At 70.6% G+C, this 20543-nt stretch carries 20 protein-coding genes and 2 pseudogenes; 8 read left to right on the top strand and 14 right to left on the bottom strand.

Annotated elements, in window-relative coordinates:
- Positions 1 to 210: 210 nt before the first annotated feature.
- From AB0L21_RS36925 to AB0L21_RS36910, 4 genes are all read right to left on the bottom strand, one after another.
- Positions 211 to 2529 carry a SpoIIE family protein phosphatase gene (locus tag AB0L21_RS36925; RefSeq protein ID WP_365788476.1) on the bottom strand — a complete coding sequence of 773 codons (2319 nt, stop codon included), beginning with the start codon at positions 2527 to 2529 and terminating at the stop codon, positions 211 to 213.
- Positions 2530 to 2625: 96 nt separating this feature from the next.
- Positions 2626 to 2796: a hypothetical protein gene (locus AB0L21_RS36920; protein WP_365788475.1), complete on the bottom strand. Its 171-nt coding sequence runs from the start codon at positions 2794 to 2796 to the stop codon at positions 2626 to 2628.
- Positions 2797 to 3089: 293 nt separating this feature from the next.
- On the bottom strand, positions 3090 to 3671 hold the full coding sequence (locus AB0L21_RS36915; protein WP_365788474.1) for a TetR/AcrR family transcriptional regulator: 582 nt from the start codon (positions 3669 to 3671) through the stop codon (positions 3090 to 3092).
- Between the two features lie 49 nt (positions 3672 to 3720).
- Positions 3721 to 5061, bottom strand: a complete 1341-nt coding sequence (locus AB0L21_RS36910) for an MFS transporter (RefSeq protein ID WP_365788473.1) — start codon at positions 5059 to 5061, stop codon at positions 3721 to 3723.
- 383 nt (positions 5062 to 5444) lie between these two features.
- Here AB0L21_RS36910 and AB0L21_RS36905 point away from each other — a divergent pair, with 383 nt between their 5' ends.
- A complete protein-coding gene (locus AB0L21_RS36905; RefSeq protein ID WP_365709996.1) occupies positions 5445 to 5570 on the top strand; it encodes a hypothetical protein in 126 nt (41 codons plus the stop codon).
- Between the two features lie 185 nt (positions 5571 to 5755).
- Here the strand turns inward: AB0L21_RS36905 and AB0L21_RS36900 are convergent, their stop codons facing one another.
- The 5 genes from AB0L21_RS36900 to AB0L21_RS36880 form a co-directional block, all read right to left on the bottom strand.
- Positions 5756 to 6376, bottom strand: coding sequence for a CE1759 family FMN reductase (locus tag AB0L21_RS36900; RefSeq protein ID WP_365788472.1), 621 nt, complete (start codon positions 6374 to 6376; stop codon positions 5756 to 5758).
- Positions 6373 to 7470, bottom strand: a complete 1098-nt coding sequence (locus AB0L21_RS36895; protein ID WP_365788471.1) for a CE1758 family FMN-dependent luciferase-like monooxygenase — start codon at positions 7468 to 7470, stop codon at positions 6373 to 6375. Before AB0L21_RS36895 ends, AB0L21_RS36900 begins: the two co-directional genes overlap by 4 nt.
- Before the next feature lie 854 nt (positions 7471 to 8324).
- Complete coding sequence (locus AB0L21_RS36890) at positions 8325 to 8759, bottom strand: MarR family transcriptional regulator (protein ID WP_365710002.1); 435 nt, start codon at positions 8757 to 8759, stop codon at positions 8325 to 8327.
- Positions 8760 to 9185: 426 nt separating this feature from the next.
- Entirely contained in the window at positions 9186 to 9902 is a 717-nt protein-coding gene (locus tag AB0L21_RS36885) for an alpha/beta hydrolase (protein ID WP_365788470.1), read from the bottom strand.
- Between the two features lie 93 nt (positions 9903 to 9995).
- Positions 9996 to 10844: an alpha/beta hydrolase gene (locus AB0L21_RS36880; protein WP_365788469.1), complete on the bottom strand. Its 849-nt coding sequence runs from the start codon at positions 10842 to 10844 to the stop codon at positions 9996 to 9998.
- Positions 10845 to 11046: 202 nt separating this feature from the next.
- Between AB0L21_RS36880 and AB0L21_RS36875 the strand changes: the two are divergent.
- Together AB0L21_RS36875 and AB0L21_RS36870 are read left to right on the top strand one after the other, a co-directional pair.
- Positions 11047 to 11377, top strand: a pseudogene (locus AB0L21_RS36875) (transcriptional regulator); the annotation flags it as partial.
- Positions 11378 to 11976: 599 nt separating this feature from the next.
- The gene (locus AB0L21_RS36870) at positions 11977 to 12195 is read left to right on the top strand and encodes a hypothetical protein (protein WP_365711330.1); all 219 of its coding nucleotides are present in this window, start codon (positions 11977 to 11979) and stop codon (positions 12193 to 12195) included.
- A gap of 149 nt (positions 12196 to 12344) precedes the next feature.
- Here the strand turns inward: AB0L21_RS36870 and AB0L21_RS36865 are convergent.
- Together AB0L21_RS36865 and AB0L21_RS36860 are read right to left on the bottom strand one after the other, a co-directional pair.
- Positions 12345 to 12577, bottom strand: a pseudogene (locus tag AB0L21_RS36865) (GntR family transcriptional regulator); the annotation flags it as partial.
- Positions 12578 to 13322: 745 nt separating this feature from the next.
- On the bottom strand, positions 13323 to 14102 hold the full coding sequence (locus tag AB0L21_RS36860; RefSeq protein WP_365788468.1) for a hypothetical protein: 780 nt from the start codon (positions 14100 to 14102) through the stop codon (positions 13323 to 13325).
- A gap of 418 nt (positions 14103 to 14520) precedes the next feature.
- Here AB0L21_RS36860 and AB0L21_RS36855 point away from each other — a divergent pair, with 418 nt between their 5' ends.
- Positions 14521 to 14841 (top strand): NAD(P)H-binding protein, encoded by a 321-nt coding sequence (locus AB0L21_RS36855; protein ID WP_365788467.1) that lies wholly within the window; start codon positions 14521 to 14523, stop codon positions 14839 to 14841.
- 133 nt (positions 14842 to 14974) lie between these two features.
- Here the strand turns inward: AB0L21_RS36855 and AB0L21_RS36850 are convergent, their stop codons facing one another.
- Positions 14975 to 15322 (bottom strand): SpoIIE family protein phosphatase, encoded by a 348-nt coding sequence (locus AB0L21_RS36850; protein ID WP_365788466.1) that lies wholly within the window; start codon positions 15320 to 15322, stop codon positions 14975 to 14977.
- 189 nt (positions 15323 to 15511) lie between these two features.
- On the opposite strand from AB0L21_RS36850, the gene AB0L21_RS36845 reads away from it, so the two are divergent.
- Positions 15512 to 16648: a HoxN/HupN/NixA family nickel/cobalt transporter gene (locus AB0L21_RS36845; protein WP_365788465.1), complete on the top strand. Its 1137-nt coding sequence runs from the start codon at positions 15512 to 15514 to the stop codon at positions 16646 to 16648.
- 159 nt (positions 16649 to 16807) lie between these two features.
- On the opposite strand, the gene AB0L21_RS36840 is transcribed toward AB0L21_RS36845, so the two are convergent.
- Both AB0L21_RS36840 and AB0L21_RS36835 read right to left on the bottom strand, forming a co-directional pair.
- Positions 16808 to 17272 (bottom strand): hypothetical protein, encoded by a 465-nt coding sequence (locus AB0L21_RS36840; protein WP_365788464.1) that lies wholly within the window; start codon positions 17270 to 17272, stop codon positions 16808 to 16810.
- A gap of 134 nt (positions 17273 to 17406) precedes the next feature.
- Positions 17407 to 17742 (bottom strand): acyl-CoA dehydrogenase family protein, encoded by a 336-nt coding sequence (locus AB0L21_RS36835; protein ID WP_365788463.1) that lies wholly within the window; start codon positions 17740 to 17742, stop codon positions 17407 to 17409.
- 606 nt (positions 17743 to 18348) lie between these two features.
- Here AB0L21_RS36835 and AB0L21_RS36830 point away from each other — a divergent pair.
- The 3 genes from AB0L21_RS36830 to AB0L21_RS36820 form a co-directional block, all read left to right on the top strand.
- Complete coding sequence (locus tag AB0L21_RS36830) at positions 18349 to 19101, top strand: hypothetical protein (protein WP_365788462.1); 753 nt, start codon at positions 18349 to 18351, stop codon at positions 19099 to 19101.
- A gap of 574 nt (positions 19102 to 19675) precedes the next feature.
- Positions 19676 to 20356, top strand: coding sequence for a nitrile hydratase subunit beta (nthB, locus tag AB0L21_RS36825; protein ID WP_365788461.1), 681 nt, complete (start codon positions 19676 to 19678; stop codon positions 20354 to 20356).
- Positions 20353 to 20543, top strand: a 191-nt coding sequence (locus AB0L21_RS36820) for a nitrile hydratase subunit alpha (RefSeq protein WP_365788460.1), incomplete at its 3' end; no start/stop codon positions are given. The genes nthB and AB0L21_RS36820, both read left to right, overlap by 4 nt.

Raw genomic sequence — 20543 nt, 5'->3', positions numbered from 1 at the left:
CGGCTTCGGCGACCCGCTGGCCGCAGCGACCGGCGCGACGCCAGGACGGACGAGTCCGGCCGGCCCAGCCTCGTCACCCCGCCCGCCCCTCCACTCCGTCTCACGGCCTCCCGGTGCGGAGACACGCGCTCGCCCCGGCCCAACCGGGCCGACCGTTCACCGGCGGCGATGGGTTCAGGACCCGGCGCCCGCCGCGTGGCGCCAGGCCGCTCACCGCCCGGTGATGGGCAGTGTCAGGGACACCGTCTTGCCCTGTCCGTTCGGCGAGCTGTTCCACGTGTCGGCCAGGGCCTCCACGATCAGCAGACCCCGCCCGTGTTCCGCTTCCGCGTTCTCCTCCTCGCCGATCGACAGCGACGAGGGGATCGGCGGGTTGCTGTCGGAGTCCCGTACCTCCAGCCGCAGGTGGTCGTCGAAGGCCCGCAGCCGCACGTCCACGTCACTGCCGGCGTGGATGAGCGCGTTGGTGACGATCTCGGAGACGACCAGCTCCAGCGGCTCCGACATCTCCTCCAGTCCCCAGTCACCCAGCTGGTCCTGGACGAACGTGCGCGCCGCCCGCACCCCGAGCAGGTCACGGCGCTGGATGTGCAGGCTGCCCACCCGCGGTTCCTCCTGCCCCGCTGCCCCGCCGTACAGCGCCAGCAGCAGGACGGCGTCGTCGCGGCGCTGCTGTGGCGTGGAGCCGTCCTCGACGACCAGGTCGGCGAGCTGTTCCAGATCGGGTGCGGGAGCGCCGCCGCCGGCGTCGAGCAGCGCGTGCAGACGCGCCTGCGGATCGGGCGCGTCCCAGCCGACGAGGCCGTTCGTGTACAGCATCAGGACCGAGCCGCACTGAAGGCGGTGCTCGCGTGCCTGACAGGCGTCCGCCGTGGGAACGCCCAGCGGCAGGTTGGCGGGAGCGGCCAGGACGCCGATGCTCCCGTCCGGCCGTCGCACCAGGGGCGGGGGGTGCCCGGAGAGGGCCACCTCGGCGGTGCCGTCCAGCGTGTCCAGCGAGACGACGCAGCAGGTCGCGGTGAGGTCGGTGCCCAGGGCGGCCAGGAGCCTGGCGGTCCGGTCGATCACCGCGGCGGGACGGTGGCCCTCGGCGGCGTAGGAGGCCACCGCGGTCCGCATCTGCCCCATGACGGCGGTGCTCTCCACGGAGTGTCCCTCGACGTCACCGACGACCAGCACGGCCCGGTCCCCGGGCAGCGTGATCACGTCGTACCAGTCACCCCCCACCCGGGTGGTGACGCCGGCGGGCCGGTATCGCGCCGCGGTGGCCAGTCGCGGCAGGTCCGAGAGCCGGGAGGGCAGGAGGAAACGCTGGAGGCATTCGCTCATCGCCCGCTGCTGCGCGCTCAGCTCGATCCGGCGCACCGCCGCTCCCAGCAGCCCGGCCATCATGCCGAGAAGGGCCCTCTCCTCGGGCGGGAAGCCGCGCGGCCCGGAGAACTCCAGGCAGCACACCGCGACCACGTGCCCGCTGTCGCCGAGCGCCAGGTCGATGAACTGCCGGTCGCCGGTGAGCGGCAGGTACAGCTCGGCTCGCGACTCGTCGGCCGAGAAGGAACCCGTGCGCGCGTGCCCGCCCAGGAACACCGGGCGTCCGCGGAAGGCTTCCGCCGCCGGTGTCCGGTCGTCCATCCTGGCGCCGTGCAGAGCGCGGGCCATGCCGGAGGAGGCACCGCTGTGACCGAGGACCCACAGCCGGCCCTCGAGGGCCGTCACCAGCGCCAGCGCCCGGGCGCGCAACGGGTCCATGACGCAGTACCGGGCGGCCTGCACCACCTCTTCGATGGTCGTGGCCCGGTTGAGCAGCTCCGCCAGGCGGCGCAGCGGGAACATCATGCTCGTGCCCGGGGAGCCCGGGATGTCATCCAGCCCCCAGCCCGGTACGCGCACACATGCGCGAGGGTCGTCACGTCCCGGTGGCACCAGCACCGGCATCGGACCGGCCGCCACGGCCACGCCGTCGTCGGCCAGCCCGGCCAGTACCACGGCCAGCCGGTCCGCGAGGCCCCGCAGCTCCGTGCGCTCGGCAGTCGTGAAGGCGCCGTCCGTCTCCAGCCGCAGCACGGTCAGGGCGCCGAAGCGCCGGCCGCCCACGACGACCGGGGCCGCCGCGGCGACGTAGGGATACGGCAGATGGTGTCCCCGGCGCGCGTCGGCGGGATCCGGGTCCAGCAGTACGGCGGTTTCCCCCGTCAGGACGGCGCGTACCGTGGCGGCGGGCCCGTCCAGTTCCATCCGCCCCGGCAGTGTGAACAGAGACGGCGGACTTCCGTCGGCCAGCGCGAGATGAAGTCCGCCGCGGCGTTCGTCCAGCAGGTAGACACCCGCCGACACGGCGTTCAACCGGTGCCTGGCCGCACCGGCGGCGCGGTGGAGGGCGTGGCCGAGTTCCGTTCCGGGCGTGTCCCCGGGCTCGCTCCGCCGCCGCTGATCCGGTGCTGCGCCGCTGCTCGTCACGAGACGGCTCCCTCCGGCGAGATGCTGGTCGCCGACGGTCATCGACCGGTCGTCGAGAGTGCTCCCCCGCATGTCCGGTGATACCAATTATTCGGCGGCCGGGAGGTTCCGCGCGAGCCGTCACCGCCGTGGGCGGTGCCGACCAGCTCACCCGCACCAGTATCCTGATCAGGGCGCTGACGACACCCCGGCTTCACCGAGCTTCGGGTCGAAGCCGAGGGCGTGGTTGAGATGCGCGACCACGGCGCCGTCGTCGGGGTCGTCACCGGCGAGGGCGATCGCCTCGCGGTCGGCCGCCCCGGTGGGCCGGGCTTCGTCCTCGAGGTCGTGGTAGCTCATGCGGTTGAACGCCTTGACCACGCGGGAGCCCGGAACCCCTGGTGGGAAGTCGACGGGACACGCGACGACTTCCCCGACCCGCGCGGGCAGGAACGCCTGGACCGGTTCGCTGGTGGACGTATGGCGTCGACGACGAGTTTTGCCGCGCAACGCCTCCACCGGGACGCCGCGGTACTTGCCCAGGGGGAGGGCCGGCCTCGTCCGTGACGCCACCGCTGCCCTCGGACCCGCAATGAGTCACGCCGCTCAACCAACTCATCGGACAAGGGTGAACAACAGCCGGTGGCGCAACCTCAGCGCGCGAGCGGCGCCGCCTCGAGCAGGGCCGCCGCCGCACCGCGGGCGGTGGTGGCGGCGGCGGGGTCACGGTCCATCCGCGCGGCCTGACCCGCACCGTCGTAGAGCAGAAGGAGCTGTCGGGCCAGCTCATCCGGCTCGGCGTACCCGCACGCGGCGGCCAGTTCGGCGAACAGTTCACGCACCCACGACCGGTAGCTCTCGGCGGCGTGGCGGATGGCACTGTCCTCGGCCGTCTCGGCGCTGGCCCGGACGAACGCGCACCCGTTGTATCCGGGGTCGGTGAACGCCTCGCCGAGGGCGTCGAAGACGCCGAGTATCTGCTCACGGGGGGTGCGGAAGCGCGTCAGGGTCCGGCTGATCCGGTTCTTCACGCGGTCGAAGCGCTGCTCCAGGTAGGCGCAGACGAGCCCCTCCTTGCTCCCGAAGGTGTTGTAGAGGGACGCCTTCGCCACCCCGGCATGCGCGATGACACGGTCGATGCCGACGGTTTGCACCCCCTCCTGGTAGAAGAGGTCGTCGGCCGCCTCGAGCAAACGCTCACGCGCGGAAAGCTTCGTCGCGGTTCTGGCCTCCATGCCCACCACCCTCTCAGACAGACCTGTCTAGCCTAGCGTGACGCCCGCCTCACGGCTGTGACGTGGTTTCCGCGAGGCACGCGGGCTCGGAAGCGGCGCCGGTTCCCGGCCGGACGACTGCCACGTGCTCCACCCGGCGGCCGCTGAGCACCAGGCCGGTCAGCGCCACGAGCGCCAGCGCGATGACGGCGATGCCGTACTCCCTGGCCGTCTGCACCAGGCCGCCGCCATGCACGACCAGGACGCCGCCGATCACCGCCGGCACACCCAGTCCCACGTAGCACACGACGTAGAGGAGGGACAGCACCCCGGCCCGCTCGTGCGGCTCCACCTGGGGCACGACCAGCCTGATGCCCCCCTGGAATCCGCTGCCGAAGCCGAAGCCGGATATCGCGCCGCCGATGAAGAAGCCGACCACGGACGGGGCGCCGCCGGCGCCCGAGGCGATGGACACGAGGGTGACCGTCACACCGACGACCAGCGAGCCGATGCCGATCAGCATGACGCTCCGCGTCGCCACGTTGCGCATGAGGACGACGGCCGTACCCGCGGAGCCCGCGAGTACGAACAGGGGCAGCCCTCCCCACACGACAGAGGTGGAGTGCACCAGAGTCCGGGTGAGAGCGGGGCCCAGCGCGCCGTACAGGCCGGTCAGTGCCCACACCGCGAACATCACCGGTGCGGCGATCGCCACCGACGCCCGGGCGGAACGGGGCAGCTTGAACTCGGGGGCCATGCTGGCCAGCGCGCCCGGCTCGCGGCTGACGGTCTCCTTCAGGCGGGTCACGGCCAGCGCCTGCAGGGCGAACACGCCGAGGAGCACGTAGTAGACGAGGTGGGTCGGGGCCGGCAGATACTGCACGATCAGCCCGGAGACCAGGGCGCCGCTCGCGGTTCCGATCGTGGGCGCGAAGGAGTTGAGGAAACCGCCCCTGCGCGCGTCGAGGTCGAGCATTCCGGCACCGAGCGCGCCGACCGCCGCCCCGGTGCTCAGTCCCTGGACGACGCGGGCGGCCAGCAGCGCGTCCACGCCACCGGCGGTGACGAACACCACCATGGCCGCTATCTGCGCGAGCAGGGCCACGAACAGCACCGGCCGCCGGCCCACGTGGTCGGAGATCTTCCCGAAGACCAGGAGCGCGACCAGCACGGCCACGGCGTAGACACCGAAGACGACGGTGACAGTGATCGGCGAGAAGCCCCAGCGCGCCTGGTAGATCGCGTAGAGGGGGGTCGGCGCGCTGGATGAGGCCAGCAGGGACACGAGGATCGAGGCCAGCAGTCCGAGGGAGGCGAGGGGACCTAGGCCCCCGCGCCGCGGGGCTCCGTGCGCGGGAGACCGCCTCACCGGGTGGCGTGCGGCGGCGGGTCGCTGCGTCGTGCTTCTCATGGGTCCCACTCTCGGTCTGGTAAATGAACCTTCTCCATACTAGACAGGTCTGTCTGATGGACGAGGCGCCGACAGGGTGATACGCGTCGCACCGCGCCCCGCCGCGTTCGCCTGTGAGTGCGGTCCCGGCGCGTCCGACGGGGAGACTTCCGACGGGAATGCTCGGCGGGAAGGCAGGCGCGGCAGTGGGCCGAGGGTGCTGTCAGCGCCTACGGCGGGCTCAAGGGGGTGTACGACAACGCGGTCATGCGGCGGCCGACGAGTCGTGCACACCCCGGCCGACGCCGGCGTCATCGGAAGGACGAGACAGCTCGCGCTCGAAGGGGCGCCGCACCGAATGCTCGCCGTGGCCGTCAGTCCCGGGCCCGTCTGCACGCCGGCCAGTGAGCGGGATCCCGGCGACGACAGGCGGCACGGGACGCGATATCACCGGCAAGACGCTCGTCGACCACACGGCGTACATCACCGGCACGGACTACCTGGCCGACGGCGGTGCCGCGGAGTGGTGAGGTGTCGCCGTGCTCCGGCGCGGCCGGGCCTGCCGAGTGATCAGTCGGCTCATCAGTCATCAGGGGCCGGGCGCCTTTGCCGCCGCAGGCCGCCACGACGGGGGCTCGCCGTTCGCTCTCGCCCGGCCGGACTGTCCCGCGCCCCCGTCGCGCCAGGACAGCCGCCCGCACAGGGTGCGCCCGCGTCACCCCCCGTGCTGCAGCAGACGAGAGAACGGCACGAGGTCGTCGTGGGGATCCGTGGCGGGCGGCGCCTCACGCCGGGCCACCTCGTCGGCGAGTTCCCGGGCGGCTCGCCCGATGCGCCGCACCAGCGGGTCCTGGGTGTCCCCCCTGCCGGGGCCCCAGTCCTCCGTCGCGGCGAACACCGCCGTGGGCACGACCACGGCGCGCAAGTAGGCGAACATGGGGCGCACCGCGTGGTCCAGGACGAGTGAGTGCCGCCCGGTGCCGCCGGTGGCGGCTGCCAGCACCGGCTTGCCCACCAGAGCGGTGTCTTCCAGGCAGTCGAAGAACATCTTGAACAACCCGCTGTACGCGGCGGTGAACGCAGGCGTCACCGCGATCAGGCCGTCCGCGGCCGTCACGGCGTCGAACGCGCGCCCGAGGCCGGGTGCCGGATAGCCTGCCATCAGGTGGTCGACCAGGTCGTGCGCGTGGTCACGCACCTCGACGACGTCGACGTCGACCTGTGCGCCGCGCCCCTCCAGCTCCTCGCGGACGCCGGCCGCGAGTCGGTCGGCGAGCATCCGGGTCGTGGACGGTAGCCGCAGTCCGGCCGATACGACGGCGAGTGTGCGCTTCATCGTCCGACCTCACCGGGTGCGACTCCGGCCGCCGCGCCCGCGGAGGGATGCGTGGGGGCGTCCGGGACGTGCTCGGGCCGGTTCCTGGCGAACTCCTTGCGCAGGACGGGCACGATCTCGCCCAGTATTTCGATCTGTTCCAGTACGGTCTTGTGCGGGACGCCGATGCCGTCCACGTTGAACAGCTGCCGCTGGTAGTCGCCGCCCGCGTGTTCGCGGTAGGCGAGAACGCGCTCGATCACCTCTTGCGGGCTCCCGACGACCATCGCCGTCCGGGCCATCGTGTCCTCCAGCGACGGACCGTTCCCGTACGCGGCCGAGCCGTCGAAGTAGGGACGGAACTCCCGTACGGCGTCCTGCGAGTTCCGGCGTACGAACAGGTGCGCGGCGAGGCCGACGACGGCGTGGTCGGCCGGTCCGTGTCCGTAGTGCTCGAAGCGGCTCCGGTAGAGGTCGACCAGCCTGCGGACGTGTTCCTTGGGCCAGAAGAGGTTGTTGTGGAAGAAGCCGTCGCCGTAGTAGGCGGCCTGTTCGGCGATCTCCGGGCTACGGATGGAGGCGTGCCAGACGAAGGGCGGCACACCGCCGAGGGGGCGCGGAGTGGAGGTGAATCCCTGTAGCGGGGTACGGAACCGTCCGGACCAGTCCACCACGTCCTCGCGCCACAGCCGGTGCAGCAGGGCGTAGTTCTCCACCGCCAGTTCTATGCCGTTGCGGATGTCCTGGCCGAACCAGGGATAGACCGGTCCGGTGTTGCCACGGCCCAGCATCAGGTCGACCCGTCCGTCGGCGAGGTGTTGCAGCGTCGCGTAGTCCTCGGCGATCTTCACCGGGTCGTTGGTGGTGATCAGCGTGGTGGACGTCGACAGCAGGATCCGTTCGGTCCGTGCGGCGATGTGCCCCAGCAGCGTGGTGGGGGAGGACGGGACGAAAGGCGGATTGTGGTGCTCGCCGATCGCGAAGACGTCCAGACCGACGTCCTCGGCCAGCTTCGCGTACTCCACGAGTGCCTTGATCCGTTCGTGCTCCGTCGGAGTCCGTCCGGAGAGCGGGTCGCGTGCCACGTCACCCACGCCGAAGATCCCGAAGTGCATGTGTATGTCCTGTCTGTCGTGTCGACGGCCGTTTCGGCCGCCGTGATGGACCGAGGAGGGTCCCTCGGCGGAGTCACCGGCTGGTCAGGGCCGACGCGCGGTGCGCCGTGCGGCCCAGGGCGGTGGTACGGGGCTGTTGCCGGGGGCGAGGCCACCGCGGTGAGGACCGCGGCTTCGTCGGCCGCCCCGGCCGGACGGCGGTCAGTTCCGGTTGTGCACGCCTGCCGTCGCGTCGTCGCCGCTCCTGAGGAGCGCTGTGGGCGGTACCAGGGACATGCCGGCAGGCCGGCGGTGACGGCCGTGCCCCGCGAAGTCGTCGGGAGTGCACCGGTCCTCATCCGCGTGGGTGCCCCGATGCCGGCCGGTGTCCCCGAAAGTGAGGACACTCGTGGTCAGGGCGTGCTCTGACGGTACGTCGGTGATTCTGGGAGCCATCTCTCTTCCTGGTGGTGGGCACTGCTCGGCAGTGGAGGTCGATCGGGTGTCCGGCGGCCTGCGTGCGCTTGTGTGAGGGGCCCTGCCCTGCCGTCGGTCGGCCGCGTCGCCGTCGGTCTGTCGCTGACGTTGGCTCACGCCGGGAGGTCGCCGTCGGCAGCCGTTTCCGGCGAGGTCGGAGCATCGTCCCCGGGGCGCGACAGCCGGGCACGATGACGCGGTAGCGGAATAAACTTGCTGCGCGCACTTATATAGCTACGTGTCTCGCCGGTTGCCCGGCCGGGCCCTGTGCGCGGCGTCAGGTGCAGGCCCACCAGGCACTCCCGCGTGGGGATGCCGTGCCGGCGGTACGTACGGCGGCACGGCCGGCGCGCGTGCTCCGGCAGCCTGGCGCCGGTGCTCGCCGGGGGGCGCGGCGATCAGGTGGCGACGTTCCGCAGGGCGGCGGCGAGCTTGGCCAGGTCGTAACCTTCCAGATGGTCGAGGAAGTGCCGGCGTATGGCGACGAGAGCGCTCGGCCACGCCTCCTCCAGACGGGCCAGGCCGCTGTCGGTGAGGTGGGCGTGCCAGCTGCGGCCGTCCTGGTCGCACCGCAGGCGCTGGAGGTGACCCTGACTCTCCAGGCGGTGGACGACCCGGGTCATGCCGCTGAGCGACATCTCGCAGGCGTTGGCGAGGGCGCCCATGCGCATCTGCCGGCCGGGCGCCTCGGACAGGTGCATCAGTGTCAGGTATTCCGTGCTGGACATCCGCTGCTCACGCATCATGTCGGCGTCGATCGCGCGCGGCAGGGCGTAGATGAGGCTGGGAAGGGACCGGACGAGGGCCTCTTCGTCCGCGGACAGCGGTCGCACGCCGTCTGAGGTTGCTGCGGGCTTCGGTGCCATGGGTCACATCCTCGTGTTTCGCTCGGTGACAGGTACGTCGGCCCGCGGAGGCGCCGTCGGCAGTGCTCCTGTCCGTCCCGGCGGCCCCATTCCCGGTCGGCGGGGATACCGGCGTCATACTTGACGCAACAAGTTTTAACCCAAGATTGCTTGCTGAAGCAATTATATTCGAGCCGTCAACGGGTGCGCCTTCGCGAAAGGGGTCTTCGTGCCCGACCGTGCCGGTGTCGTCGGCCACGATGACGCCACGACAGCCCAAGCGGACGGCCGGGCGGTGACCGGCCAGGACATCGCACCGAGGCCCACCGGACATCCGGTGGGCCTCGGCGCGTCACGAACTATATACTTGACGAATCAATTATGTGCTGTGTAGCTGTGCGGCGGACCGCGCGGTCAGCCGGTGACGGTGCGGGCGGCCTGTTCGATCAGGTCGGCCACGGCGGCCGGCCGGGAGACGGAGACGGCGTGGGAGGCATCGACCTCGACCGTGCGGGCGTGGGCGCGCTCCGCCATGAAGCGCTGGGCGGCCGGCGGGATGTTGTGGTCCTGCGTGGCGATCAGGCTCCAGGAGGGAATGGTGTTCCAGGCGGCCTTGGTGGCCTTCTCCTCCAGGGCGCTCGCGGCGATGGGGCGCTGGGTGGCGGCCATGAGGTCGGTGACCGGCTCGGGTACGTCGGCGGCGAACTGGTCGTGGAACTTGTCGGCCTTGATGTACAGGTCGGTCTTGGTGCCGTTGCTGACGGAGTCGAGGTTGGGGCCGAGGGTGCTGCCGGGGAACTTGTTGGACAGCTCCAGTGCGCTCTCGCCCGCCTCGGGGGCGAAGGCGGCGATGTAGACGAGCGCCTTGATCTGCGCGTTGTCGGTGGCGGCCTGACTGATCACGGCGCCTCCGTAGGAGTGGCCCACCAGGACGACGGGGCCGTGCACGCTCTTGAGGAAATCGCGGAGGCCGTCGGCGTCCTCCGCCAGTCCGCGCAGCGGGTTGGCGGGTGCCACCACCGGATAGCCCCCGCGGTGCAGCCGCTCGATGACGCCGTTCCAGCTGGAGGCGTCGGCGAACGCTCCGTGCACCAGGACGACCGTGGGCTTGTTCTCCGGCTTGCTGTTCATGGGTTGTCTCCTTCTCATGCGGTGGTACGACGGTCGGTGCTCACGTCCGCCGCCGGCCCCGGTCGCCCCGGGCGCCGAACGGCGTGCGGCGGGTCAGCGGGCGGTGCCGCGGGCGGCCTGCTCGATCAGGTCGGCCACGGCTCCCGGCCGGGAGACGGAGACGGCGTGGGAGGCGTCGATCTCGACGGTGTGGGCGTGGGCGCGTTCGGCCATGAAGCGCTGGGCGGCCGGCGGGATGTTCTTGTCACCGGTGGTGACCAGGTCGAACGACGGGATGGTCTTCCAGGCGGCCTTGGTGGCCTTCTCCTCCAGGGCGCTCGCGGCGATGGGGCGCTGGGTGGCGGCCATGAGGTCGGTGACCGGCTCGGGTACGTCGGCGGCGAACTGGTCGTGGAACTTGTTGGCCTTGATGTACAGGTCCGTGCCGGTGCCGCCGTCGGCGAGGGGGAAGGTCACGGGGTTGAGGTTCTCGCCGAGGGTGCTGCCGGGGAACTTGTTGGACAGTTCCAGGGCGCTCTCGCCCTTGTCGGGGAGGAAGGCGGCGATGTAGACCAGCGCCTTGACGTTCGGGTCGCCGGTCGCGGCCTCGCTGATCACCGCGCCGCCGTAGGAGTGGCCGACGAGTACGACCGGTCCCTCGACGCTCGCCAGGACGCTGTGGACGTAGGCGGCGTCACCGGCCAGGCCGCGCAGGGGGTTGGCGGGTGCCACCACGGGATAGCCCTCGCGCTGCAGCCGCTTGATGACGCCGTTCCAGCTGGACGCGTCGGCGAAGGCGCCGTGGACCAGGACGATCGTCGGCTTCTTGCCCGCCGTGCCGTGCTCGGCCCTGCTCGCACTGGCGGGGGTCGTGATCGCCAGCGTGAGGGCCGAGACCCCGGCGATGGCGCCCAGCACGGCGATGCGCTTGCGGGTCGGGCGGAAGGCGGTCTTCAGACCCATGGTGACTCTCCTCAGACAGTGGGCGTGCAACGGAACTTGCTCCCCCCGGGGCGCTCCCGCCCTGGCGGCTGACAAGAACTTAGCGCGCAATTGAGTTGTGCACAACTTGATTGTTCGCAGGAATCTGCTGGGCCGTCACAAGAGGGGTGCGCGGGCCGACTGGCCGGATGTTCCGGGGCGTCAGTGAGCGAAGTGGGCAAGCGGTATCGGCAAGCTCCGTGAACGGCCCCGTGGTGAGGGCTGGCGGCCCGGGCAGCCATGGCGGGCGCTGTCCCGGCCGACGTGGCGGCCGGACATCCGCGCGGCGGTCATCTCCCGCACCCGGATCAACCTCCACCGCAAGATCGTCAAGCACGCGGCGTTCACCGGGCAGTACCCCATCGCGATCCTGTCCGACTGCGTCGTCTACGCGGCCAACGCCGAATCACCGCTGGACTTCCCAAGAGGTCCGCGAGCGGTTCAACGCCCCGGAACTCAACCTCACCCGCTACATCAAGGACGGCACCGTCACCGACATCGACAACGGCGAGTAGAAGACGAGATGCGAGGCAGGGACGCAACCATGCAGGCTGATACACGCTCCTGGGCGGCCCGCTGGTCGTTCGCCACGGCATCCGGCGTCACCACCGGAACCGCCCGCACCACCTCCTTCCAGGAACTCGCCTCCACCGTCTCGACGCATGGCTCGCGCACGCCCTGGCCGCGCACCTCGGGCACTACCGCGACCCGGCCGCCCGCGAGGCCGCCGCCGGCCTTCTCCCGCCTCCGGTCCTCGCGCACGCCGCGCTGCTCGCCGAACTCGCCCGCCTGGTCCCCGGCGCCGGCGTCGACGAGCTGGCGTTCGCGGCCCGGCTCGCCACCAGCGAGCCCGAAGCCGCCGGAGCCCTCGCCGCGTTCCTCACCCGCGTCGAGGGAGCCGCACAGGTGTGAGCCGCAGCCAGGGGCCGAGAGCCGTGGGTCGGGAAGAGCACGACGACCGGCCGCATGTGTGCGGGCAGAGCCCCGTCGTCCCGCCCGGCCGCTCAGCGTTGCCGCAGGAGCCCGTGGACGCGGCCCCGGTGATCCGCCAGCCGCTGTCGGCGAACGACGTCTTCGGCAACTCCGTGCCGGTCCGGTACTCGCTGGAGGAGGCGTGGGAGAAGGGCATCCTGCGTGGAAGGGGCCGACGGCGCGCACCTACATGCGCAGGCGCTCCCAGGAGCGCGGCATCCCGGTGCCCGAAGGCAAGCTGGAGGGGCAGACCGTCCGGTACACCGAGGACGAACTGACGATCTGGCGCACGGCCTGGGAGAAGCAGGCCGGCCCCACCACCGGCCGACCGCCCGCACGTCCGCAATCCGTGTCACGCTGACGCACAGTGAGCGTGACAGGAGCATCACGCTCACCCGGAAAAGTGTCACGCCCGGTGTCACGCCGCCGCGATCTCGTACCCCGTCAACCGCAGCCGGCGGTCTTCGACGACCACCTCCGCGTACAGCCGCGGCACGGCGGTGTGCAGCTCCGCCGCCGCAGCCGTCCCTCCGGCACCAGCTCCCGCACCGACTGCCGCACGGTCTCCCGGACCAGGTCGTACCGCTCGGCGAGATCCCTCTCCGTGAGGATCACGCACCCCCACGAGTTACTCCAATTGCGCGGCGATCCGCACCTTCACCGCGTAGTACTTGCGAATGCGCCCGTGCTCGGGGATGCCGGAGCGGGCGGGGCGCCGGGGCCTGCTCCTTCGGGTAGTCCACGGGAAGATCGTCGCAGACGGGGGCGCGGGAAATGCCCCGAAGGCCGTCCTGGGCCCGAGGTCCGCCTGCGCGCAACCCCCTTCCAGCGCAGCCGGTGCACCGGCGCCATGTCGCAGGAAGACCAGCGGCCGGTCGCGGAGCTCGGCCAGGAGGACGCCGCAGCGGTCGCAGGACGGCAAGCCCCACCTGGACGTGCCGCCGCAGTCGACGGTCATCGTGTTGCGGAACCCGTAGGCGTGAAGCTAAATGAAATGGTCGCGGGCCAGGGCCGGCGCAGCCCGGAAGGTCGACCGCACGACACATGCCTCCCGCCCGACCTCGTGGTCCCGGCCGGCGGCGGCTCGGCGCCGGGGGACGGAGCACCGCACCGCCGGTGACACCGACCTCGTCGACGACTCCTCGGCACGGCCTCTACCGTAGGAAGGTCGATTTTCATGATCTGCTTCGACTGCGTCGTAGCGGCACTCGGTGGGACCATCGTCCCGAGCCCAGCCTCCGCCGCGGGCGTCTGTGCCCGTTGCGGGGCTGGGATCTGCGGCCAACACGTGCACGTCAGCAGAGTTGCCGTCGCCACGGGTACGTCCGCCTCACTGCCCGAGGCCCGGCGGCTGACGTGCGGGATCTGCCATGCGGCGGAGCAGGCGGCTGCCCAGTCCGCCGCTCCTTCGGCAAACACCGTCAGTGCGGCGCTGTAGGCCGCCCGCAGCTCCGATCGGGCGGGCGCTGCGAGGGGGCGTACGGTTCGTTATTTCGTCGTGCCCCAGAGCTGGCCGTCGGGGACGTGGGACGGGTTGCCCATCAGCCTGGCGACCCGGATCTGCGCGGGAACGGCGCTGTGGTGGGCGTGACGCCCCGTGCGGGCGTGACTCCCCGTGCCGGCGTGACGCCCCGTGCGGGCGTGATGCCCAGCCGCTCCGGTCCTGGATGCCTCGTGCCCCTGCGCGTCACGGGTGAAGGTCATGGCGTAGGGATGGGTGAAGTTCGTCGTCGAGCCGTTGACGAGGGGGAAGTGTCCCTGCGGGGCGGTCGTGGGGGAGTCCTGGGTGTCGATGATCCACACGGTCTTGGCGGACACACCGCACTTCTGGAGAGTGAGCCCCTCGTTCTGGTACGCGGTGTCGGCGAGACCGGCACACAGCCCCGTGCGTGTGCCGTGCGGCGCGAACTCGACCTCCACGGCGCGCAGGCTGCCGTAGTGCCGGTTCACCTCGGCGGACACGAGGCCGTCCTTGTAGAAGTCGGACACCGGGCCCGCGCGGTGCCCGACGATGTCTCCGGCCGGATCGGAGGTGCTGACGGGGCGCATCACGGTCGGTTGGCCCGCCCTCGCCTCACCCCCGTACACCGTCTCCACCAGGTTCGGCTGCTGCGCGGTGCCGGACCGGACGCTGTAGATCTGGATACAGCTGTCGCCGCACTCCGGCGTGGCCGCATCGGCGGAGACTGCTCCCGCGGCGGTAAAACCGCCGACCAGGGCCGTCACCGCCGCAGCGGCCAGCGCCTTCTTCCTGACAGACGTGATCATGAAGACTCCTGTGTTCTCGGGAAGGCTCGCAGTCGCGCCGGTGGACACGGCGGGTCGCCGGGCCGCAGCGCGGAGCGTGTCGCCTTCGTGTGGCAGGAGGCATCCCTCCTCCACAGCTAGGAGCATATGCTCCTAATTCCCGGGTGGCAATGGCTAGACCGCTGCGGTAGCTGACGGCACACCCCGCCACCATGGTGGCTGTAATGGACGGCCACGGTCCCCGTAGGCGTAGGCGTCAGCCACGACCGAAGCGGCCCGCTCACCCGTGAGGGCGGTGGGAGTGAACTGCCCACGCCGGCCCGGGCAGTCGTTCCTCTCCGAACGGAGACCTCTCGTGGACCTCAGACTCGAAGCCATCGTGCTGCCCGTGTCCGGCGTCGACCGGGCCAAGGATTTCTACGACAGGCTCGCTTGACGCATGGATGGCAGCGACGTTCTCATCGGCAACGCCGGTAGTGCCGGCCGCACGGTTCTCGAGCAGCTCCGGGAAGAGGGCGTGCCCGTGCGGGTGCTGGTTCGCCGTGACGACGATCGCGCGGCCAAACTGCGCGCGATCGGCGCAGATGTCGTCATCGGCGACCTGACCCGGCCCGAGGCCGTGGCGGCAGCACTGGAGGGCGTCGCAAGGATGTACTTCGCAATGCCTGTGTCGCCGGACCACCTGGTGGCTGCCACCGTGGTGGCCGCTGTCGCGAAGGAGCGCGGCGGCCGGAGTGCTTGGTGGGCATGTCGCAGATGACGGTGTCCCAGATGACTGCCACCAGTACCGCGGAGTCCTGCCAGCAGCGTCTGCACTGGCTGGCGGAGTAGGTGCTGAACTGGTCGGCCGTCGTCCAGGAGGGGGCGCGGTGAACCTGTGGGCGCTACGCCTCCTAGGCAAGGGCGGCAGTATCCATCTCGAGCCCGCTTCCCTCGGGCAGCGAGGTCGTCGTCGCGGGAAAGGGGGCGGTGTCCATGGCGGCCAGCGGCGGGCCTGGAGGGACGGGGAGGGTGGATGAGGTGCCGTCGGGGAGGGTCACCACGGGTTCGGGTAGGCCGGCACGGGCGATGGTGCAGGTGAGTTCGACCGGGTCGTCGACCGCGAGGGCGCGGACGGCGATGAGCGGCTCATGGGGGAGGGGGCCCATGGGGGCAGCGCGGCGTGCAGTGACGAGGCGGGGCGTGGTGTCGCTGAGCCGGGTCGAGGAGACGGCCTGTCTGCGGACGGGCTGGCGAACCATCGATTACGAGTATATGCTCGTATTATGGAACGGCATCCCCCCAGCGCACACCCCGCTGGCCTGCCATCGGCAGGGGGCACTGGACCTCCCCGGCACCCCCAGCACTCCGGAAGTTTCATGTGCCATCCGGAATTCCGGCCGCCGTACCGCACGAGATCCCCCGTAAGTCACTGGAGAGGCCGACCCCCCATGACTCCACCCGTAACGCGTTCCCAGACCGCTGTCCGCGCCGGCGCGGCACCGGCTGCCCAGACCATCCGCTGGGAGCGCCGTGACTGGTGGCGCGCCGGGGGGCTTCTGGCTGTGATCGCGGCACTGCACCTGGTGGCGTTCGGGATCCTGGCGGCACTCGTGGTTCCACACCACTACAAAGCGGGTACGGAGGTCTTCGGCCTCGGGCTCGGCGTGACCGCGTACACCCTCGGCATGCGGCACGCCTTCGACGCCGACCACATCGCCGCCATTGACAACACCACCCGCAAGCTCATGGCGGACGGCAAGCGCCCGCTCTCCGTTGGCTTCTGGTTCGCACTGGGCCACTCCACCGTCGTGGTGCTGTTGGCGGTGGGGATCGCCGCGGGCGCGCGGCTCACGACGACCCTTGCCAGCGACGACTCCAGCACGCGTCACCACCTGGGTCTCATCAGCACGGTGGCATCCGGCGGCTTCCTGTATCTGATCGCCGCGCTCAACCTGGTGGCGCTGGCCGGCATATGGCGGGTATTCAGGGCGATGCGCGCAGGGCAGTTCGACGAGCATGAGCTGGCCAAGCACCTGGACAGCCGTGGCCTCATGAACCGCATCCTGGGCCGGCTCACCCGGTCCGTCTCCCGGGCTGGGCAGATGTTTCCGATAGGGCTGCTGTTCGGGATCGGATTCGACACGGCCACCGAGGTCACGCTCATGGTGATGGCCGGATCCGGTGCCGCAGCTGGACTGCCGTGGTACGCGATCGTCTGCCTGCCGTTGTTGTTCGCCGCTGGCATGAGCCTGTTCGACACCCTTGACGGCACGTTCATGAACTTCGCATACCACTGGGCATTCTCCAACCCGGTCCGCAAGGTCTACTACAACCTCACCATCACCGGCCTGTCCATCACGGTTGCCTTCCTGATCGGCACGATCGAACTGGTCGGCTGCCTGCACGACCAGCTTCGCCTGACCGACCCGGCAACCGGCTGGATCTCCGGGATCGACCTGAACAATGCCGGGTTCGTCATGGTCGGCGTCTTCGTGGCCGTGTGGGCTTGCGCTTTGGGCTACTGGCACTTCGCCAAGGTCGAACGTCGCTGGAACCACGCAGGCAGCCGGACCAGCACGAGCTGATATCGCCCAGGGGGCACCCCCCCACACCGACTGGCTGCCATGACCCAGCTGGCCGCCACCACCCTCCTTTCCCGCCCCGAACAACGACTGAGCCGAACGAAACAAGCAACGCAGACCTCCACGTCAGCCGGCACGGACGCCGACCGCGAGCCGCGGCGGTCACGACGATGGGCCGGTAACGAAAGGAAGAAGCCATGAACAAGCTGATGCACCGCATAGCAACCGCCAGTGTTTCCGCAGCGCTCGCTGGAGGTGCTCTCCTGGCCTCCAGCGGTCCCGAAAGCGCAGGTCCTGGAAGGTGCTGAGGGCGACGCCGAACTGGCGGCGGGAGCGGAGGTGGTCCGTCGTGATGCGGAGCGCACTGTCCATGGCACCGATCGTTTCCCTGCACTGGGCGACCAGGGCGTGCGCCGTGACGCGATCGATCATGGACGTGTGATCGGTTCCCGGGGTGCCGAGCGGGGTGGCGGGTGTGAGGGCCAGGGTGAGCGCAGCGGCGTGGCCGCCGTCGTACGTGCGGTAGCCGTGGCGGGTGGCCTGTTCGGCGGGGACCAGGAAGAGTCCGGTACCGGCGTCGGTCGCGGCGCCGACGACGAACAGATCGGCCCGGGTGCCGTGGGGCATCGTGTCCTTCGTACCGGACGGGGTCCATGTGCCGTCGTGCTCACGGGCCCGGACCTGGAGGGCCCGGGTCTCCCGGCGGCTGCCTGGTTCTGTGTGCGCGAAGGCGGCGATGAGGGATCCGTCCGCCAGGCCGCTCAGCAGCTCGCCCTTCTACCGGCCGGTGCCTTCCGCAGTGATGAGGCCGCCCGCCAGTACGGTGCAGTCGGTGAACGGCTCGGGGGCGAGACGCGGCCCATCTCCTCGGCCACCAGGCCGACTTCGACGGGGCCGGCGCCCATGCCGCCGTGCTCCTCGGGGAAGGGCAGCCCGAGGATGCCCATGTCGGCCAGTCGCGACCAGACGTGCTCGGCGAAGCCGGGAGCGGCTTCCGTGGTCTTGCGCCGGTCTTCAGTGGTCGGGTACGCCCCGGTCAGCAGGGCGCGGACCGCGTCGCGCAGGTCCCGCTGCTCGGGGGTGAGGGTGAAGTCCATGAGCACGTCGTTCGAGGGCCGCGGTCCCATCTCACTCGCGGCAGGCGGGACAGCGTGCCAGCCTTCCGCCGGGCGGGACTTGTGCTGCGCTCCGGCCGTGACCGGAGGAGACCGGAGGCCTGCTCCGCGGTCGGCGTTCCGGGACCGTCCCGGACGGCAGACCATTGCCGACCCGAGATTGCGAGTATACGCTCCTATCGTGTCGGACGGCCGGGATCCGACGCGGACCTGTGCGTCAGTGAGCGCCCGCGCACGCCCTCGCGCAGGGTGCCATGTCTCCCCTCGGATCGGGCCTTGCGGCCGGCGCTCGGTTGGCCCGTCGCATGTCCCGCGACACCCGCTCTTCCAGAAGGTGATCGACCCGTGGGAAGAGGACGCACCCGTGCGGGTCATGGACCGTCGTGTTCATCGCGGCCCGCAAGGCCTCTGTCGGGGCGTGCGGGTGCCACGCGAGGCGACGGGTTCGTCGGGACGCTGTGCGCGGTCCGCACCGCCTGCATGGCGACGCGGCACCACCGCTGTCCCGGCCGGCCGTCGGCGACACCCGGCACCGGCGTGGTCCGGCACATCCGATCATCCCGTTTCACCGAGGGGAGCGTTATCACCATGCACGCGCAGGAAACACAAGGAAACCCGTTGCTGCACGACGTGCTCGCGGCGCACGGCGGGCTGGAGCGGTGGAGTCTGGTACAGACGGTGAGAGCCACGATCGTCACCGGCGGTCGGCTATGGGTGATGAAGGGCGTCGTCCAGGATGCCGATCCCCGGGAGATGACCGTGACCGCGCACGCCCAGCACGCGTCGGTCCACCCCTTCGGCGCGTCCGACCAGCGGACCGACTTCACACCCGACCGCATCGCGATCGAGAAGCTGGACGGGCGGATCGTCGCGGAGCGTCTCAGCCCCAGGGCGTCGTTCGACGGCCACACGTTGTCGACGCCCTGGGACGCGCTGGACCGTGCCTACTTCAACGGCTACGCCTTGTGGACCTATCTCACCACCCCGTTCTTCCTCGCCATGCCCGGTGTCGAGACTTCGGTGCTCGAACCGCTGTGGGAGGACGGCGAGCGCTGGCGAGGCCTGCGGGCGACTTTCCCCGCGTCCTTCGCGGGCCACAGCAGGGTCCAGGACTTCTACTTCGGGCCGGACAACCTCCTGCGTCGCCATGACTACGAAGTCGACATCGCGGGTGATCTGGCCGCCGCACAGTATGTGCACGATTTCGTCGACGTCGATGGTGTGCGGTTCCCGACCGCGCGGCGTGCCTACCGACGGGACACCGCAGGTTCGCCGCTACGTGACGAACTGCTCGTCTCGATCGACCTCAGCAACCTGCGGCTCGAAGGAACGATGCCCTGAGAGGCGCGGTGACGCGCCACCGCGGTTGACTCACTGACGTGAGCAGTAGGAACGGGGAGGGACACCGCGGGCGCGCTCGCCACTGGTCCGCGCCGTGGTGACCAAGGCGCACTACGAAGTTCCCCGGCTCCCCAGCCACGGGTGAACCGGTGAACCGGTGAACCGGTGGCCGGGGCCTTGCCGACGGGTGCTGTCCGTCCACATCCCGGGCCGGGCGCTGTTCGAACCCGCAGACAGCCCCACGAGCCCATCCTCTTCCGCACATGAAGCCTCACGAGCCGGGATGACCGTCCGGCCAACGAATCGGCGGCGCGACGCTTGACAGATAGGAGCATATGCTCCTATTCTGATGGTGAGGCACAGGTTGGACCGTCGGTCGACCGGCCTGGCGGCCGACAGCCGCACCGACCGGACCCTGGGGGTCTGTCGCCATCGTCGCCCACGAGGAAAGCCCGCGAAGGATCGTAGAGCGTTCCGCTCTGACCCCCTCGCGGTGCGGGCCGTGATCTCGACGGTGTCACGCACCTGGAACGAGTACATTTTTCCGTTTTGCGGACTGTGAAAGGTTGTTGTCATGGACGGTCTTGCCGACATGGGGGGCACCCCGGGATGGGGACCCCTTCATCCACCGAAGCGTGACGAGCCGGTGTTCGCGGAACCCTGGCAGGGCCGCGCGTTCGCCCTGGCCCTCCTCTCCAGCCGAATCGCGTGCGGCGGCTACAACGCGGACGCCTTCCGGCACGCGCTCGAGCGCCTGGACCGCACCGCCTACCTGGACGAGGGTTACTACGGGCGCTGGCTGAACTGCGCGGAGCTGATGCTCACCGACAGTGCCACCCTGGCTCCGGGCGCGATCGACGCCCGCGCCCGCAACCTGGACGGCGGCCAGGTGGACGAACCCCCAGTGCCCGAGCCCCGGCCGGACTACGCGCCGACCGCGGCGCCGATCGGCTCCGGCTCGCTGCGCCCAGTGGACACCCCGCCGGTGTTCGCCGTGGGCGAGCGGGTATGGACACGGTCCGTGTCGGTGCCCGGCCACACCCGGCTGCCCGCCTACGTCCGCGGACACGTCGGTGTCGTCGAACGCATCCAGCCGGGCCACGTACTGCCGGACACCAACGCCCATTTCCAGGGCGAGAACCCGCAGCACGTCTACTCGGTGCGGTTCGACTCGCGCGAGCTGTGGGGCGCCGACGCCGAGCCCTTCGCACTCACCATCGAAATGTTCGAAAGCTACCTGGAGACCACCTCATGACCACCGACAGCGGTACGGGCAAGCGCCCACCCGTCTCCCTGCGCACGGAGGCACTGGAGCAGCTGCTCACCGAGCGGGGACTGATCGACCCCAAGGTGATGGACGGGATCATCACCACCTATGAGACCCAGGTGGGCCCGCTCAACGGCGCCAAGGTCGTCGCGAAGGCGTGGACCGACCCCGAGTA

It is taken from the genome of Streptomyces sp. NPDC052721, assembly GCF_040678315.1.
GTDB lineage: Bacteria > Actinomycetota > Actinomycetes > Streptomycetales > Streptomycetaceae > Streptomyces.
This window is presented reverse-complemented; position numbering and strand designations above follow the sequence as displayed.

Coding starts and splice junctions, on each gene's coding strand:
- AB0L21_RS36925 (WP_365788476.1), bottom strand. CDS start 2,529: ATGCGGGGGAGCACTCTCGACGACCGGTCGATGACCGTCGGCGACCAG.
- AB0L21_RS36920 (WP_365788475.1), bottom strand. CDS start 2,796: ATGAGCTACCACGACCTCGAGGACGAAGCCCGGCCCACCGGGGCGGCC.
- AB0L21_RS36915 (WP_365788474.1), bottom strand. CDS start 3,671: ATGGAGGCCAGAACCGCGACGAAGCTTTCCGCGCGTGAGCGTTTGCTC.
- AB0L21_RS36910 (WP_365788473.1), bottom strand. CDS start 5,061: ATGAGAAGCACGACGCAGCGACCCGCCGCCGCACGCCACCCGGTGAGG.
- AB0L21_RS36900 (WP_365788472.1), bottom strand. CDS start 6,376: ATGAAGCGCACACTCGCCGTCGTATCGGCCGGACTGCGGCTACCGTCC.
- AB0L21_RS36895 (WP_365788471.1), bottom strand. CDS start 7,470: ATGCACTTCGGGATCTTCGGCGTGGGTGACGTGGCACGCGACCCGCTC.
- AB0L21_RS36885 (WP_365788470.1), bottom strand. CDS start 9,902: ATGAACAGCAAGCCGGAGAACAAGCCCACGGTCGTCCTGGTGCACGGA.
- AB0L21_RS36880 (WP_365788469.1), bottom strand. CDS start 10,844: ATGGGTCTGAAGACCGCCTTCCGCCCGACCCGCAAGCGCATCGCCGTG.
- AB0L21_RS36860 (WP_365788468.1), bottom strand. CDS start 14,102: ATGATCACGTCTGTCAGGAAGAAGGCGCTGGCCGCTGCGGCGGTGACG.
- AB0L21_RS36855 (WP_365788467.1), top strand. CDS start 14,521: ATGGATGGCAGCGACGTTCTCATCGGCAACGCCGGTAGTGCCGGCCGC.
- AB0L21_RS36850 (WP_365788466.1), bottom strand. CDS start 15,322: ATGGTTCGCCAGCCCGTCCGCAGACAGGCCGTCTCCTCGACCCGGCTC.
- AB0L21_RS36845 (WP_365788465.1), top strand. CDS start 15,512: ATGACTCCACCCGTAACGCGTTCCCAGACCGCTGTCCGCGCCGGCGCG.
- AB0L21_RS36840 (WP_365788464.1), bottom strand. CDS start 17,272: ATGCCCCACGGCACCCGGGCCGATCTGTTCGTCGTCGGCGCCGCGACC.
- AB0L21_RS36835 (WP_365788463.1), bottom strand. CDS start 17,742: ATGGACTTCACCCTCACCCCCGAGCAGCGGGACCTGCGCGACGCGGTC.
- AB0L21_RS36830 (WP_365788462.1), top strand. CDS start 18,349: ATGCACGCGCAGGAAACACAAGGAAACCCGTTGCTGCACGACGTGCTC.
- nthB (WP_365788461.1), top strand. CDS start 19,676: ATGGACGGTCTTGCCGACATGGGGGGCACCCCGGGATGGGGACCCCTT.